The organism is Rhizobium vallis, from assembly GCF_003985155.1.
Classification (GTDB): domain Bacteria; phylum Pseudomonadota; class Alphaproteobacteria; order Rhizobiales; family Rhizobiaceae; genus Rhizobium; species Rhizobium vallis.
In genome coordinates this window covers 154,280-168,674 of record NZ_ML133687.1, presented here as the reverse complement: position 1 = coordinate 168,674, position 14,395 = coordinate 154,280, and the positions used below count along the sequence as shown (strand labels likewise).

The window sequence follows — 14,395 nt, the reverse complement described above, 5'->3', positions numbered from 1 at the left end:
TGGATGGGCCGGCTCTGCCGGCCCATTTTGTATTCTGCCTATGCGCTACCGGGAGGAGCCCAGTAAGGCGCTGATCTCGGCGCGCGAAGGCATTGCCGGGGCCGTGCCCGGCCGTGTCACAGCGATTGCAGCGGTCGCGCAGCCGAAACGCAGGGCTTCGATCGGCTCCTGTCCTTCAGAAATCGCCGTCGCGAAGCCACCGAGGAAGGCGTCGCCGGCCCCGGTTGTGTCGACGACATCCCCCGCCGAAAATGCGGGCACGAACTCGCTCTGCCCGGCGGTGTGATAAAATGCGCCGCGTGCGCCGAGCGTGATGATCACTGCCCCCGCGCCTCGATCCAGCAGCGTGCGGCCCGCCGCGCGAACTTCTTCATCGGTTGCGATTGCGTGGCCTACCAATTCGGCCGCTTCCACCTCATTGGGCACGATGAAATCGCACAAGCCGTAGATATTGTCCGGGATGGCGCGGGCCGGCGCGGGGTTAAAGATCGTCGTGGCTCCTGCCCTCTTCGCCATCGAGAGGCCGTGGATGGCGGCCTCGAGCGGCTGCTCGAGCTGGGTCATAAAGATGGCGGCGCTTTCGATCTCTGCGCGGTTCGCGTCGACATCTTCAATGCCGATGAGGCCCGCGGCACCCGGCGCGACGATGATGGCGTTATCGCCGGTCACTTCGTCGACGAAGATGAAGGCAGCGCCGCTGGAAACTCCGTCCATTTTCATCACATTGGCTTTGACACCCGCCGCCGCATAGGCCGCAAGAGCCATCTCGCCGAACGGGTCGTTGCCGACGCGGGAGATGAAAGTCACCTTACCGCCGGCCTTGGCTGCGGCAATCGCCTGGTTGGAACCCTTGCCTCCCGGCCCGAGCGTGAAGCCTGACCCCATCAGCGTTTCGGCAATATGGGGCAGGCGCTTTGCCTTGTAGGCTGTATCGGCGGCAAAAATGCCGAGAATGACGATCCCGCTTTTCTCGCTCATCTCAAAGCGTCCTCCGCCGGAATGACGCCCTTGGTCAGAAGGAAGCATCCGTAGAACCGGAGTTCCCCCGTTGCTATGACGCAATAAGCCTTCTTGGCGATGTCATAAAACGCCATCCGTTCGACCGGATACATGGGCGACGGCCGGCCTTCGGCATGATCGACAACGGCCTGGACTTCCTGCTGAATCGGCGGAATTTCGTCCGGTTTGCCGATCACTTCCATGCGGCCCACCGAAGGCTGGATCGGCGTGTCCAGCGGGAAGACCGAAAGGATCGCGCCGATCGCCTGCGGCGCGGGAATGTTTTCCATGGTCAGCAGCTTACCCAGGCGGGTCTGGCGGGCTATCGAATCCGATGGAAAGTTCGTGTCGGATACGACGAGATAATCGCCGTGTCCCATGTTGCAAAGGGCCTGAAGAATGTCGCCGTTGAGCTCGGCGCGAATTCCCTTGAGCATTGATCTTCCATCCTTTTCTCATGGCCGCAGCACTGGCCTTGCTTCAATTTGTATGTCAGGCGCGATCCGCTTTGGGTTGCGGGCACGGGCCGCTGGAGCCACGCACGATCAGCGACCCGTCCACCATTTCGTCTCCTGTCCCCGGTGGTTCGCTCAGGAGGAGCCCGACCGCGCGCCGTGCCAGCATGTCGGCCGGCTGGCGTATGGTCGTCAGCCGGGGGACGACGAGATTGGCGAGCGAAATGTCATCGAACCCCGTGACCGACAGCTTTCGCGGCACGTCGATCTTCAGGTCGCGAGCCGCGCGCAGCGCGCCGATGGCCTGCTGGTCGCTGGCAGCCGCAATCGCCGTGGGCCGGTTCTGTGGCCGGCGCGAAAGCAGGTCGCGGGCAATTCTTTCACCGGACTCGTAGTCGAACCTGCCATAGGCAATTTCCAGTTCGACGGGTTCGCCGGTCTCGCCGAACCGATCGATGCGGCTGACGAACCCTTCCCTGCGCATCCGCCCTGCCTCGGTGTCGGGCGGCCCTGCGATATAGGCGATGCGCCGGTGCCCGAGCTCATAAAGGTGATCCGCAATCAGCGCGGCGGCCTGCGCGTGGTTGGTCGACACCAGGGGAAAGGTGCCGAAGCGCCGGTCCAGCGATATGATCGGGACCGCTGCCTCCAGATAGCGGCCCGAACCGTCGCTCGAAGCCACCACGATGATCCCGCGCACCGACCGGTCGAGAAAGGCTGAAACGTGGCTCTGTTCCGCCGCCCGATCGTCATGCGAACTTGCCAGCATCAGACTGTGCCCACATTCGAGCGCGGCGCGCTCGACGCTTGCCGCAAGCTGCGCGAAGAACGGATTGGTGATGTCAGGAACGACGAGGCCGATGACATCGGTCCTGCTGGTGCGCAGCGCTCTCGCGGTCACATTGGGTCGGTAACCGAGCGCCGAAATGGCGTCGTTGACCTTTTCACGCAGCGCGGGCTTGACCGCGGCTTCGCCCGACAGCACTCGCGACACGGTGCCCACAGATACGCCCGCATATTGGGCGACATCCTTGACTGTGGGCATCTTTGACATTTTCGACATCCCGCAGCTACTTGACCGCGCCTGCCGTCATTCCGGCGATGATGTGTTTTTCCAGCACGACGCCGACGATAACAAGCGGAAGGATACCGGCGGTGGAAAGGGCGGCCATCGACCACCAGTTGATGCCTTGGCTGCCTGTCTGGCTGGCGATCATGACCGGCAGCGTGTTGGTATTGGTGGAGGTCAGCAGTGCGGCGAAGAAATACTCGTTCCAGCAGAGGATCAGCGCCAGCAGGAACGCGGCCACCATGCCCGGCAGAACGAGCGGCACGATGATGCGGGCAAATGCACCCCAGATCGACAGACCGTCGACCAGCGCAGCCTCCTCGAGCTCCACCGGTATGGTGGCGAACTGATCGCGCATGATCCAGACAACGATCGGCAGGACCATCAGCGTGTAGACGGCGATCATCCCCACATAAGTGTCCAGCAGCGCCAGTTCCTTGTAGAGCACCAGGAACGGTAGGGCGAGGACGACGGGTGGCATAATGAGCTGCGACAGGAAGAAAAAGGAAATGTCGGAGTTACGCATATGGCCGAACTTGTAGGAAAAGCGGCTGAGGCCATAGGCCGCGAGCGATCCGAGTACAACCGCTAGGGCGGATGCCGTGACGGAAATGACGACGCTGTTCCAGAGCCTGCGCATGAACTCGTCACGCACTGTCGATATCTGGGGAATCGTATCCGGAGAGAGCCCAAGCGAACGCCAGCCGAGCCAGTTCGGCGCAAAGTTGAACCAGGGGACGAGGTTGCCGCGCATGACATCTGCGGCCGTCTTGAACGAGGTCGAAACCGTCCAGAACAGCGGGAAGATGCAAACGAATGCCCAGATGACGAGCAGGCTGTAGACGGTGAAACGCATGGCCCACCAGCGAATGCGCTGGCCGCGCGCGTATTTGTCGAAATCGATCCGAACCATCAGAGTCTTCCTGTCATCCGCTTCACGATACGGTCGGAAATTTTCATCAGCGCCGTCATACCGAGGACGATGATGACGAGATAGACGAGCGCGAGCAGGGTCCCATATCCGACATTCGAACGGTCGCGATATTCGCGATAGATGAAACTGGTGACGGAATCGGTTGCCCCGCCGGGGCCTCCCGATGTCACCGTGATGATGATGTCGGCGAGCTTGAGCTTGAAGATGATGCGGATCATGACCGCCGTTACCGACACCGGCAGCATGAGCGGGAAAATGACCTGCCAAAAGCGTTGCCACTTGGTGGCGCCATCGACTTCGGCCGCCTCCAGCACCTCCTTGGGCAAGGCCTGCAATCCTGCAAGCAGCATGATCATCATGAAGGGAATGAAGGTCCAGGCATCCATGATCATGATCGATAGCCGCGCCGTCAGCGGATCACCGAAAAAGGAGGGATTTTCCCAGCCGAGCCAGCGGGCGAAGCGGGCGACCGGACCGAAACGGGTCTCCATCATCGACTTGCCGACCATCCAGCTCACCGCGACCGGCGACAGCATCAAAGGCACCAGGAAGGTGACGCGCCAGAACTTGCGGGCGAGGATTTCCTGGTTGAGCAGCAATGCCAGACCGAAGGCGATCGCATATTCGACCACGATCGCGAGGCAATAAAGGATCATGTTGAACAGAGCATTGGCATAAAACGGGTCGGCGATCATCCGGCGGACGTTGTCGAGGCCATTAAACCGCCGTCCGGTCGAGGAGGCGAGGTTCCAGTCGGAAAAGCCGATCCAGAGTGCGAAGAGCAGCGGGAACACCACCATCGACACGACGAAAAGTGCCGCCGGCAAAACAAAAAGCGCCTTCTTGCCGGCCTCGCCGTGAATGACGACGCGGGTGATGCAGAGAATTACGGCCCAGAGAAAATAGGCATAGAGAACCGGGCGCCAGTTCGAAAAACCCCAATCGGTCCAGGCCAGTTCGTGGGCGCCCTGTAATGCAAACGATGTTATGAACCATATGGCGCTCAGCCACAGAGCCGAGCGGCCCCAAAAACGACGGCTCGCTGAAATGGAGCCGGCTTCGACCGTATGGAGCAGGTCGCCTTCGACTGTCGACATGATATTCCTCGCCCGGACAGAATGGGCGCTGGCGAAATCGCTTCCGATCCGCCAGCGCGTTTCGTCAACCGATCAGAGCCCGAGGCTCGCCCGATAGAGCTTCAGCTGGCTATCGCGGCCGATCTGGTCGGTGATCTTTTCCCAGGCTGCCGCAATCGCATCCGCGGTTTCCTGTGCCGATTTATATTGTCCGGCAAAACCCTTCGCCAGTTCGTCCTCGGCGACAGAGTAATACTGGAAGATACCGGGGATACGCGGTTCGATGGCAGCGTTCGGATGGTTGTAGCTGTCGGCATTCGAACCGAGATAATCCTCGATATAGGCACGGTCGTAACCTGCCTTTTCCCATTCGTCATAGTTGAAGTTGGACTGACGATAGGGCTGGAAGCCGGAGGGATAGGCCGAGGTCCAGAGGGACAGGTCCTTGCCGCCGAGATGGGCAGCAGCAGACCAGGCCGCCTTGCGCTTCTTCTCGTCACCGGAGACCTGCTTGGTGACGTAGATACCCCAGCCGAGATAGGCCATGTTGGGCGCTTCGTTATACTTGTCTTCCCATTGCCCGGTCTTGCGGTTGTAGACGCGGTTGGAGCCGCGGTTGATGCCGAAGCCGACCACGTCGCCCACGACCGAAGTATCCGAGGTGCGGGCGCTGGAGCCGACATCGCCCCACCACATCAGCATTGCACCGGTGCCCGCCAGGAACTGCGAGAAGGCCGTGGTGCCGGGGTCCGCATTGATCTGGTCGGCCGGATAGGCCTTGGCCGCGATCAGATCCAGGACGTCCTGGATCGCCTGGACCCAGGCGGGGTTGTTGACCAGCGGCTTCATGTTGTCAGGATCAAACAGCCAGGCCGGGTCGCCAGGATATTTGGCATAGGCCGTCGCGCGGTTCTCGATGAAATAGAAGCCGAAGCCGCCCCACCCCTTAAGCGGGTCGAGATAGCCGTAGGCCGGCTGGCCGGTCAGCGGATCGGTCTTGCCGATCAATGCCTTGGAAGCCGCGTTGACTTCCTGCCAGGTCTTCGGCGGCTCGGCCATGCCGCTGATCGAGCCCGCGCCGAAGTAATCCTTGCGATAGGCGAAGGTGTGGCAGTCGCCGTCGATCGTCACGCGGTAAGTCTTGCCGCCCCAGGTGCCGACCGGTGGCTTCAGGTAGCTCACCAGATCGTCGGCCTCGATCTGCTTTGCGGCCCAGTCGGGCATTTCGTCCAGCAGCCCGCGCCCGGCGGTATCGCCTTCGAAGGGTGCGCCCATTTCCAGGATGTCAAAGTCAACAGTGCCGGTCGCGATCGACTGCTGAAGGCGGGCGTTGTAGTCGGCCTGGGCAAGGTCGATCCAGTTGATCTTGGCGCCCGTATACGCTTCCCACGGCTTCAGGAAGCCGCGGAACAGGAAGTTATGCAGATTCTGGTTGTTGAGCCCCATGAAGGTCAGCTCGACACCAGCAAATTCGCCCTGCTTGACATTGGCCTTGGTCGGACCGAGGCAGAGTTCACCCACCTTCTGCCAGTCTGCGTCCGTCGGCGAGCCCTTCCCTACTCCCGGAATTTTCAGGATCTGGGCGCGCACATCATCGGCGGCAAATGCCATGCCGGGAATTCCGCCCATTGCGCCGGACAGGCCGAGCAGAGCCGCAGCGCTCGCCGTTCCGCGCAAGACGTCGCGGCGGCTTGCCTGACGGCGCATCAGTGCATCGTATATTTCGACTTTCATATATTCCTCCTCCACGTTTGTTGCGCTACGCCGATCCGGCCTTGCCGGGCTGGCTCCAGTCCGATTTTAGAACTGGCCTGGTGCAAAACTATCTGGTAAGCAGAGAAATGAAACGTTTCATATCTCGCTTGAAACCGCTCCTCCCGGTCTCGTTTTCGAACATCAGACGGCAGGCGGAAAAAGTCAACAAGAAATGAAACGTTTCATGGAGGAGGTTTGCCGAGTGCTTTCAAGAGGCGCAGAGGACGGTTCTGCCCGCCCGCGTGCTTGAAAATATCAGGCAAGAGATGAAGGACCCTCGAGGCGGCTCGAGTGCGGGAAAGCGAGTGGGAGGCATATGGCTGAGGTCAATATTTCAGAGGCACGGAAGGCATATGGCCCCTTAAGTGTCCTGCATGGCGTAGATATCGAAATTCGTGACGGCGAGTTTGTGGTGCTCGTCGGCCCGTCCGGTTGCGGCAAGTCGACTCTGTTGCGCATGGTCGCGGGCCTCGAAAGCATCACGGGCGGCACCATTTCGATTGGCGGCAAAGTCGTCAACAATCTGCCGCCAAAAGACCGCGACATCGCGATGGTCTTCCAGAGCTATGCGCTCTATCCGCACAAGACCGTCGCCGAAAACATGGTCTTTGCGCTGCGCCTCCAGAAGCAGCCGGCCGACGTCATCAAACAGCGCCTGCAGGCGGCGGCCGAGACCCTCGACCTCGTGCCATACCTCGACCGCTATCCGCGCCAGCTTTCCGGCGGCCAGCGCCAGCGCGTCGCGATGGGCCGAGCCATTGTCAGGTCACCGCAAGTGTTCCTGTTCGACGAGCCCTTGTCCAACCTCGATGCCAAGCTCCGCGTGCAGATGCGCAAAGAGATCAAGGAGTTGCATCAGCGGCTGCGGACCACGACCATCTATGTCACCCACGACCAGGTCGAAGCCATGACCATGGCTGACAAGATCGTGGTGATGCAGGGCGGCAAGATCGAACAAATCGGCACGCCTTTGGAACTCTACGACCGCCCCAACAACACGTTCGTGGCAACGTTCATCGGTTCGCCGTCGATGAATCTGCTGAAAGGCCGCTACAAGGCCGATGGCGCGATCTTCGTCACCGAGACCGGCGACGAGATTGCGCTCGGCTTCACGCCGGAGGTGTCGGATGGGCAGGCTGTCCTCCTGGGGGTGCGGCCTGAGCATCTGTCCCTTGCCGAAAGCGGGCTCAAGGCGACTGTCAATGTCACCGAACCCACCGGCCACGAGACGATGGTGTTCCTGCGCTACGGGCCTGGCGAGGTTGTCGCGGTGTTTTCCGAACGGCACGATTTTGCGCCCGGGCAGGTCGTGACGATAGCCCCTCGGCCGGGGAAGCTTCATCTTTTTGATGCGGAATCGGGCAAGACGCTGCGACCGGATTAAGCCCTGCCTCCCTCCGATTTGACAGGTTTTGCGGCCAAAACTTCGCCGGGGCTTGCGACGGCGCTAAGGCAATAATGTGCAGGGATATCGCTCGACGATAAGCTTCGGGTGCCTGAATTCGGAAGGAGATCGGAAACATCGAACCCCTTTCCGATCCGGCATCGAGAACACTGAAATAGCAGGCGGTGGCGATCGAGCCTCTCTCGCCACCGCAATATTCCGGTTCCGAGCGGAACGATGGTCCCGCTTCAGCTCCAGGCGTGCAACGGCGGCTTCTCTCCATTGAGGAAGTATTTGCCGAGGATCGAGTATTTCCACCGCACCGGGTCGTGCAGCGTATGCGTCCGGGCGTTGCGCCAGTGGCGATCGAGATTATGTTCGGCAAGCGTCGAGCGGGTGCCTGCCAGTTCGAACAGCTTGTTGGTCGCCTCGATAGCGATCTCGGTCGAGAGGATCTTGGCCTCGGCCGTGAAGACCTGGGCTTCCGCCACGGTATCGGCATTGGGATCGGCAACCGCCCGGTCGATCGCATGTCCGGCTTTCTCAAGCAGGGCCTGCGCCGCATGCAGGCGGAGCTGGAGGGCGCCGACCGCCTGGATCGTGTAGGGATCTTCCCAGGCGTGGTCGAGGCCGCTGTCGACCCAGGCGCGGGACTTGGTGCGGACGAAGTCGATCGTCTCCTTGATTGCTGCCGATGCGATGCCGGTATCGACGGCGACCTGGATGATCTGGAAGATGGCGCCGTCGGCCGTCGGCTTGTCATAACCCTTGTAACCCGGCACCAGCCAGGCCTTGTCGACCTTGACATTGTCGAGGATGACGGTGCCCGAGAGCGTGGTTCGCTGGCCGAAGCTCGACCAGTCGTCGATGACGGTCAGACCCGGCGCATCGCGATCGGCGATCGCGTACCAGGCGCGGCCGTCGTCATCGAGCGCCACGATCGGCACCTTATGGGCAAGCAGGGCGCCGGAAGAATAGAATTTCTGACCGTTCACCACCACGTGGTCGCCATGGTCGACAAACCGGGTTTCGAAATCGACCGCGCGCTTGGAGCCGAATTCCGAAAAGGCATTGCCGAAGCGGGTGCCCTTGAGGATTTCGCCGAACAGCAGTTCCTGCTGCGCTTTGTCCGAAACCGTACGGATCGCCGCTACGACGCCGAGATGGTTCTGCGAGATCTGTCCGATCGACGAATCCGCCTCGGAAATGATCTCGACCACCTTTGCAAGCGTGACATAGGAGACTTCCGGTCCACCGAACGCCTTGGGCACATTGATCGACCAGAGCCCGCTCTGCGAGAAGGCATCCAGCTCTTCCGCCGGCCAGATCCGCTCGCGGTCGCGATCTGCGGAACCCTTGACGAACTCCGCGGCGAGCCGGTGGGCGACCGCGATCGCTTCTGCGTCGTCCTTGATGATATGCGCAGGCTTTTCCGGGCGTTTGACGCCGGGTACGGCAACCCTGTCTGTTTTGGCGATGACGTTCATTTTTGGTCTCCCTTCTGAATGATGGATGTGAGTGGGATTAGGCCGCCGGCCTGCCGTGAGCGAAGGCTGCGCCTTCGCCGAGATAAAAAGCCTTGATGTCGTCACGGCTGCGCAATTCGGCGGCGGAGCCCGACAGCACGGCGACACCGTTTTCGATGACGGTGGCATGGTCGGCATACTGAAGCGCTACCGTCGAATTCTGTTCGGCAACCAGGATGGAAAGCCCGTCTTCGCGGTTCAGCGCCTTGAGCGAGCGAAAGATATCCTTGATCACGAGAGGCGCCAGACCCATCGAGGGCTCGTCGAGAACCAGCAGCCGTGGCCGCGACATCAGCGCGCGGCCGATCGCCGTCATCTGCTGCTCGCCTCCTGACGTAAGCCCCGCCGACGTACGGCGCTTCTCCTTAAGTCGGGGAAAAATGGCATAGATGCGCTCGAGGTCGGCAGCGATCTCGCGCCTGGATGACGAGCGACCGAGGCCGCCGGCGATGAGATTTTCCTCGACCGAGAGGCTCTTGAAGCAATGCCGCCCTTCGAGAACCTGCACCAGGCCCGATCGCACCAGATCGGCGGGCTTCTCGCTCAGCACATCGCGGCCTTCGAAACAGATCGTGCCCGATGTCACCTGGCCTCGTTCGGCCGGCAGCAGGTTCGAGATGGCCTTCAGCGCCGTCGTCTTGCCGGCGCCATTCGACCCGAGCAGGGCGAGGATTTCCCCGCGCCGCAACTGAAAGCTCACGCCGTTCAGGGCCTTGATCGTCTTGTTGTAGACGGCATGCACGGCCTTGATATCAAGAAGGATCGTTTCGTCGGACATGTCGCTCGTTCCAAAATCAATCGGCAGGAGAGGTGCGGCGCAGCCAACCGGATCCGCCGCACCGGGTATGCGATAAGGGATGGCGGCTTGCGCCATCCCTCAGATCGTCAGTTCGTGGTTGCGATGCCTTCGGCATCGGCCGCCGTGCGCAGCTTGATGCCCTTTTCCTTGGCGTAGGCTTCGGAGGATTTTTCGATGATCGGACGCAGCAGCTTCCAGTCCGGCGCGATCCAGTCGGAGACGACGTTCCACTTCTTTCCGTCCCATTGCTGGAAGGTCACGTAGCCATCGCCTTCGTGGTTGTCCCAGGAGACGTTGATGGAGTGGAACAGGTCCTTGGCGCCGAGTGCTGCGACCTTGGCCTCATCGAGCTTCAGGTGCTCGAAGCCCCAGCGCACTTCGTCGCCGGTCAGCGTACGCTTACCGAACTTTTCCTGTGCGGTGCGGATCGCCTCGACATTCAGGATGCCATTGACGATGCCAAGGTTATGGTAGACCGAGCCGATGCGCTTCTTGTCTTCGAGATTACCCTTGCCCTGGTCGTAGAGCGTCTTCACGATCTCCTGCAGGACAGGATATTGCTGACCCGAGGCCTGGGTGGTGATTGCGGTATAGCCGACCGCCGCCTCGCCGGCGGGGATCACGTCTTCTTCCGAATTCGACCAGACATTGCCGACGATCTTGGAGGCGGGGAAGCCGACCTTGGCGGCCGTCTTCAGCGCCACCGGGTTCATCACGCCCCAGCCGCGCAGAACGACGTAGTCGGGCTTGGCGCGGCGGATCGTCAGCCACTGCGACTGCTGCTCGTTGCCGGGATGCGGAACTTCGATCTGCTGGACGGTGAAGCCATATTTCTCAGCCAGCAATTCATAGATCGGAATGGTTTCCTTGCCATAGGGCGAGCCGTGATAAAGCACGACGATCTTCTTGCCCTTGAGCTTGTCGAGGCCACCTTCCTTTGAGGCAAGGTAGTTCACGATGCCCGAGGTCTCGGAATAGGGGTTGAGCAGCAACGGGAAGACGTAGGGGAAGACGCGACCGTCGGTGGAGTCGGTGCGGCCATGGTTCACCGTGATCAGCGGCACCTTGTCGCCGGTGATGCGGTCGATCATGGCATAAGCGATGCCGACCGAAAGCGGGTTCCAGGCGGCCGCATTCGGATGGCTCTTCTGACGCTCGTAGCATTCGACGCCGCGCTCGACCTCATACTGGGTTTCGCATTCATCCCAGGTGAGCTTGACGCCGTTCACGCCGCCGTCCCGGGTGTTGATCAGGTTCAGGTAGTCGATGAAGCCACCGAAGAAACCGGTGCCGCCGGCGGCATAAGGACCGACGCGATAGCTCTGCAGCGGAAAATATTGCTCATCGGCATGGGCAGGCATCAAGCCGGCTCCGCCGATGATGGCGAGCGCTGCGACCGCCGCCTTGACTGTGGTTTTCAGACTTTTCATTGGACAAACTCCCTCTGTTGACCGGCTATGCCGGTGTTCCAATGCGTTTAAAGAAGATGATGTGGCGGCTTCAGCCGACGGGTTCGGGCGTGCTTGACCTGAAGCGTCCGGTCAGCCGCCTTCCGAGCGCCGCGAGCCCATCGGGCTCGAGGATCAGAAAGGCGATGATGAGTGCGCCGATGACGATGCGCTGGCTCATGTCGAGCACGCCGGAGTCGAACAGATCGCCCAGCAGGAACGATCCGACCCGCGACAGCACGACCGGAAAGACCACCATCAGCGCCGCGCCCAGGAAGGCGCCGCGGATCGTCGCCAGCCCGCCGATGATGACGATGAACAGGATCTGGAACGACCGGTCGAGATTGAAGCCGGCCGGCTCGACCGTGCGCAGATAGGCAAAGGCCCAGAGAACACCGGCGACGCCGATGATGAAGGACGAAAGTGCGAAGGCGAGCAGCTTGGTGCGCAGCACCGGAACCCCGATGATCCGGGCTGCCGTCTCATTGTCGCGAATGGCGATGAAGTTGCGGCCGGTCTGGGAGGATGCGACGCGCCAGGCAAAGAAGGTCAGCGCGGTGACGACGATCAGCGCGAAATAGTAGCGCCCGGTCGAACTGTCGAAATCGATGCCGGCGATGGTGAGCTTCGGCGCGTCGATTACGCCGGACGGATTGTCGTTGGAGAACCAGCCGAACTTGGTGAGCGCCCATTGCACGAAGAACTGCGCCGCAAGCGTGGAAACGGCGAGGTAGAAGCCGCGCAGGCGCAGGCTTGGCAGGCCGAAGACGATGCCAACCGCAGCCGCGATGCCGCCGGCGAGCGTGATGGAGACGAGAAGCGGCAAGCCCTCGATACGCAGATTGAAATTGAAGGCGGCGAAGGCGCCGACGGCCATGAAGGCCGCACTGCCGAGCGATACCTGCCCGGCATAGCCGGTGAGCAGGTTAAGGCCGACGCCGGCGAGCGACAGCGCCAGGAACGGCAATAGCAGCGCTTCGATCAGATAGCTTGAGCCGATGAAGGGCACGATGCCGAAGGCGATGACGAGGATGGCAAGCGGCGCGATCCAGGCTGGGAGTTTTGCCGAAGCAACGGGTTGGGAGGCGATGGCAGCCATGGTTCAGACCCTTTCCACGAGCTTCTGACCGAACAGGCCGGAGGGGCGGATGAGCAGAAAGACCAGCGCAATCGCATAGGCGAACCAGCCTTCGATGCCGCCGCCGAAATATTCGCCGATATAGACTTCGGCGAGCTTTTCCGAAGCGCCGATCAGCAGGCCGCCGACGATGGCGCCGGCGATCGAATCGAAACCGCCGAGCACGAGCACCGGCAGGGCCTTCAGCACCACGAGCGAGAGCGAGAACTGCACGCCGCTGCGCGCGCCCCAGAGAAGGCCGGCGACCAAAGCGACGAGACCGGAGGTTGCCCAGACCGTGGCCCATATGCGCGGCAGGCGAAGCCCGACGGCGAGTGCCGCGAACTGGTCGTCCGCCACGGCGCGGAAGGTCAGGCCGACCCGGGTATAGCGAAAGAAGAGCGTCAGCCCGATGACCATGAGCGCTGCGACGGCCGAAGCGAAGAGATCGAATTGCGAGATGAAGACGCCGTGAAATTCGAAGGGCACGTCCTCGATGCCGAGTTCCAGGGCATGGACCTGCGTGCCCCAGAGAAGCTGGGCGGCACCTTCGATGATGTAGGAAAGCCCGAGCGTCGCCATGAACAGCGTGATCGGCGGCTTGTTGACGAGCGGCCGGAGCACGGCGCGTTCGATGCCGATGCCGAGCAGCACCATGATAGCGAAGGTCAGCACCAGCGCGAGATAGAAAGGCACCCCACGCTCTACCAGCGAAACGAAGGTGAGAGCGGCAAACAGGAGCAGCGCCCCTTGCGCGAAATTCAAGACGCCCGAGGTCTTGTAGATCAGCACGAAACCGATCGCGACGAGCGAATACATGACGCCGGAAAGCAATCCGCCGGTCAGCACCTCGAGGAAGAAGAGATAGTCGAAGCTTTCCATCACGCGTCCGTCTGTTCATGGTCTTCGCGGGCAACGCCGAGATAGGCGTCGATGACGGCCTGGTCGGCGCGCACTTCGGCCGGCGTGCCGTCGGCGATCTTGCGGCCGTAGTCGAGCACGGCGATCCGGTCGGAAAGTCCCATGACCACGCCGATATCGTGCTCGATCAGGATGATCGTCGTGCCGTAACCCTCCCGCGCAGCGCGGACGAAGCCTGCCATTTCCTGCTTTTCGGTGGCAGTCATGCCGGCCATCGGTTCGTCGAGCAGCAGGATCTGCGGATCGGGCGCTAGTGCGCGAGCAAGTTCGACGCGTTTCTGCAGGCCATAGGGCAGCGAGCCGGCCAGCCGGTCATCAACATGGCCGAGATGCAGGAAATCGATGACCTGCCGTGCCCGTTCACGCGCCTCGCGCTCCTCGCGGCGGGCGCGGGGCGAGCCGAACGCCTGGCCGACGAAAGTCGAGCGGCGCTGGAATGTCAGGCCGGTCATGACGTTTTCAAGAACCGTCAGCCCCTTGAACAGGGCAAGGTTCTGGAAAGTGCGGGCGATGCCGAGCCGCGCGGCTTTCTGTGCCGGAACCTGCTTATAGGTCTTGCCATTGAGGCTGACATGGCCGGAATCCGGCCGGTATTGCCCTGAAATCACGTTGATCAGCGAGCTTTTACCGGCGCCGTTCGGGCCGATGATCGCGCGGATCTCGCCCAGCTGGACCGCAAGATCGACACTCGAGATCGCGGTGACGCCGCCGAAGGAGAGCGTGATACCAGCAAGCGCCAGTATCGGCGGGTGGCTCAGCGCATGGCTGTCGACATTCGTCACGCGACGGCTCGATGGACCGGAGACCGGCAGCGGGGAATATTCCCTCACCGCAGAAGTCTCATCGTGTGCCGTATAATGCGCATTCGCCATCGTCTGCTCCGTTGTGCGCGGAAATCCGCAGGGCCAGCCT

Annotated in this window: 13 protein-coding genes; 1 reads left to right on the top strand and 12 read right to left on the bottom strand. The window is 61.6% G+C overall.

Annotated features, from left to right (window positions below):
- Positions 1 to 45 precede the first annotated feature (45 nt).
- The 6 genes from EFQ99_RS06075 to EFQ99_RS06050 form a co-directional block, all read right to left on the bottom strand.
- Complete coding sequence (locus EFQ99_RS06075) at positions 46 to 978, bottom strand: ribokinase (RefSeq protein ID WP_126919816.1); 933 nt, start codon at positions 976 to 978, stop codon at positions 46 to 48.
- Positions 975 to 1,436, bottom strand: coding sequence for an RbsD/FucU family protein (locus tag EFQ99_RS06070; RefSeq protein WP_126919814.1), 462 nt, complete (start codon positions 1,434 to 1,436; stop codon positions 975 to 977). Before EFQ99_RS06070 ends, EFQ99_RS06075 begins: the two co-directional genes overlap by 4 nt.
- A 55-nt stretch (positions 1,437 to 1,491) precedes the next feature.
- Positions 1,492 to 2,508 carry a LacI family DNA-binding transcriptional regulator gene (locus EFQ99_RS06065; RefSeq protein ID WP_126919812.1) on the bottom strand — a complete coding sequence of 339 codons (1,017 nt, stop codon included), beginning with the start codon at positions 2,506 to 2,508 and terminating at the stop codon, positions 1,492 to 1,494.
- 16 nt (positions 2,509 to 2,524) lie between these two features.
- Positions 2,525 to 3,436 carry a carbohydrate ABC transporter permease gene (locus EFQ99_RS06060; protein ID WP_126919810.1) on the bottom strand — a complete coding sequence of 304 codons (912 nt, stop codon included), beginning with the start codon at positions 3,434 to 3,436 and terminating at the stop codon, positions 2,525 to 2,527.
- A complete protein-coding gene (locus EFQ99_RS06055) occupies positions 3,436 to 4,554 on the bottom strand; it encodes a carbohydrate ABC transporter permease (protein WP_126919808.1) in 1,119 nt (372 codons plus the stop codon). Before EFQ99_RS06055 ends, EFQ99_RS06060 begins: the two co-directional genes overlap by 1 nt.
- Positions 4,555 to 4,626: 72 nt before the next feature.
- Positions 4,627 to 6,267 carry an extracellular solute-binding protein gene (locus tag EFQ99_RS06050; protein WP_126919806.1) on the bottom strand — a complete coding sequence of 547 codons (1,641 nt, stop codon included), beginning with the start codon at positions 6,265 to 6,267 and terminating at the stop codon, positions 4,627 to 4,629.
- Between the two features lie 337 nt (positions 6,268 to 6,604).
- On the opposite strand from EFQ99_RS06050, the gene EFQ99_RS06045 reads away from it, so the two are divergent.
- Positions 6,605 to 7,672, top strand: a complete 1,068-nt coding sequence (locus EFQ99_RS06045) for an ABC transporter ATP-binding protein (RefSeq protein ID WP_126919804.1) — start codon at positions 6,605 to 6,607, stop codon at positions 7,670 to 7,672.
- 248 nt (positions 7,673 to 7,920) lie between these two features.
- On the opposite strand, the gene EFQ99_RS06040 is transcribed toward EFQ99_RS06045, so the two are convergent.
- From EFQ99_RS06040 to EFQ99_RS06015, 6 genes are all read right to left on the bottom strand, one after another.
- Positions 7,921 to 9,159: an SfnB family sulfur acquisition oxidoreductase gene (locus tag EFQ99_RS06040; RefSeq protein ID WP_126919802.1), complete on the bottom strand. Its 1,239-nt coding sequence runs from the start codon at positions 9,157 to 9,159 to the stop codon at positions 7,921 to 7,923.
- 37 nt (positions 9,160 to 9,196) lie between these two features.
- Entirely contained in the window at positions 9,197 to 9,976 is a 780-nt protein-coding gene (locus tag EFQ99_RS06035; RefSeq protein ID WP_126919800.1) for an ABC transporter ATP-binding protein, read from the bottom strand.
- A gap of 107 nt (positions 9,977 to 10,083) precedes the next feature.
- Entirely contained in the window at positions 10,084 to 11,427 is a 1,344-nt protein-coding gene (locus tag EFQ99_RS06030) for an ABC transporter substrate-binding protein (protein ID WP_126919798.1), read from the bottom strand.
- Positions 11,428 to 11,497: 70 nt separating this feature from the next.
- Complete coding sequence (locus tag EFQ99_RS06025; RefSeq protein WP_126919796.1) at positions 11,498 to 12,544, bottom strand: branched-chain amino acid ABC transporter permease; 1,047 nt, start codon at positions 12,542 to 12,544, stop codon at positions 11,498 to 11,500.
- A gap of 3 nt (positions 12,545 to 12,547) precedes the next feature.
- Positions 12,548 to 13,444: a branched-chain amino acid ABC transporter permease gene (locus tag EFQ99_RS06020; protein WP_126919794.1), complete on the bottom strand. Its 897-nt coding sequence runs from the start codon at positions 13,442 to 13,444 to the stop codon at positions 12,548 to 12,550.
- Positions 13,444 to 14,355: an ABC transporter ATP-binding protein gene (locus EFQ99_RS06015; protein ID WP_126919792.1), complete on the bottom strand. Its 912-nt coding sequence runs from the start codon at positions 14,353 to 14,355 to the stop codon at positions 13,444 to 13,446. The genes EFQ99_RS06020 and EFQ99_RS06015 overlap by 1 nt, the downstream gene beginning before the upstream one ends.
- Positions 14,356 to 14,395: the final 40 nt, after the last annotated feature.

Excerpts from the sequence above, each read along its gene's own strand:
- EFQ99_RS06075 (WP_126919816.1), bottom strand. The coding sequence starts at position 978 with ATGAGCGAGAAAAGCGGGATCGTCATTCTCGGCATTTTTGCCGCCGAT.
- EFQ99_RS06070 (WP_126919814.1), bottom strand. The coding sequence starts at position 1,436 with ATGCTCAAGGGAATTCGCGCCGAGCTCAACGGCGACATTCTTCAGGCC.
- EFQ99_RS06065 (WP_126919812.1), bottom strand. The coding sequence starts at position 2,508 with ATGTCAAAGATGCCCACAGTCAAGGATGTCGCCCAATATGCGGGCGTA.
- EFQ99_RS06060 (WP_126919810.1), bottom strand. The coding sequence starts at position 3,436 with ATGGTTCGGATCGATTTCGACAAATACGCGCGCGGCCAGCGCATTCGC.
- EFQ99_RS06055 (WP_126919808.1), bottom strand. The coding sequence starts at position 4,554 with ATGTCGACAGTCGAAGGCGACCTGCTCCATACGGTCGAAGCCGGCTCC.
- EFQ99_RS06050 (WP_126919806.1), bottom strand. The coding sequence starts at position 6,267 with ATGAAAGTCGAAATATACGATGCACTGATGCGCCGTCAGGCAAGCCGC.
- EFQ99_RS06045 (WP_126919804.1), top strand. The coding sequence starts at position 6,605 with ATGGCTGAGGTCAATATTTCAGAGGCACGGAAGGCATATGGCCCCTTA.
- EFQ99_RS06040 (WP_126919802.1), bottom strand. The coding sequence starts at position 9,159 with ATGAACGTCATCGCCAAAACAGACAGGGTTGCCGTACCCGGCGTCAAA.
- EFQ99_RS06035 (WP_126919800.1), bottom strand. The coding sequence starts at position 9,976 with ATGTCCGACGAAACGATCCTTCTTGATATCAAGGCCGTGCATGCCGTC.
- EFQ99_RS06030 (WP_126919798.1), bottom strand. The coding sequence starts at position 11,427 with ATGAAAAGTCTGAAAACCACAGTCAAGGCGGCGGTCGCAGCGCTCGCC.
- EFQ99_RS06025 (WP_126919796.1), bottom strand. The coding sequence starts at position 12,544 with ATGGCTGCCATCGCCTCCCAACCCGTTGCTTCGGCAAAACTCCCAGCC.
- EFQ99_RS06020 (WP_126919794.1), bottom strand. The coding sequence starts at position 13,444 with ATGGAAAGCTTCGACTATCTCTTCTTCCTCGAGGTGCTGACCGGCGGA.
- EFQ99_RS06015 (WP_126919792.1), bottom strand. The coding sequence starts at position 14,355 with ATGGCGAATGCGCATTATACGGCACACGATGAGACTTCTGCGGTGAGG.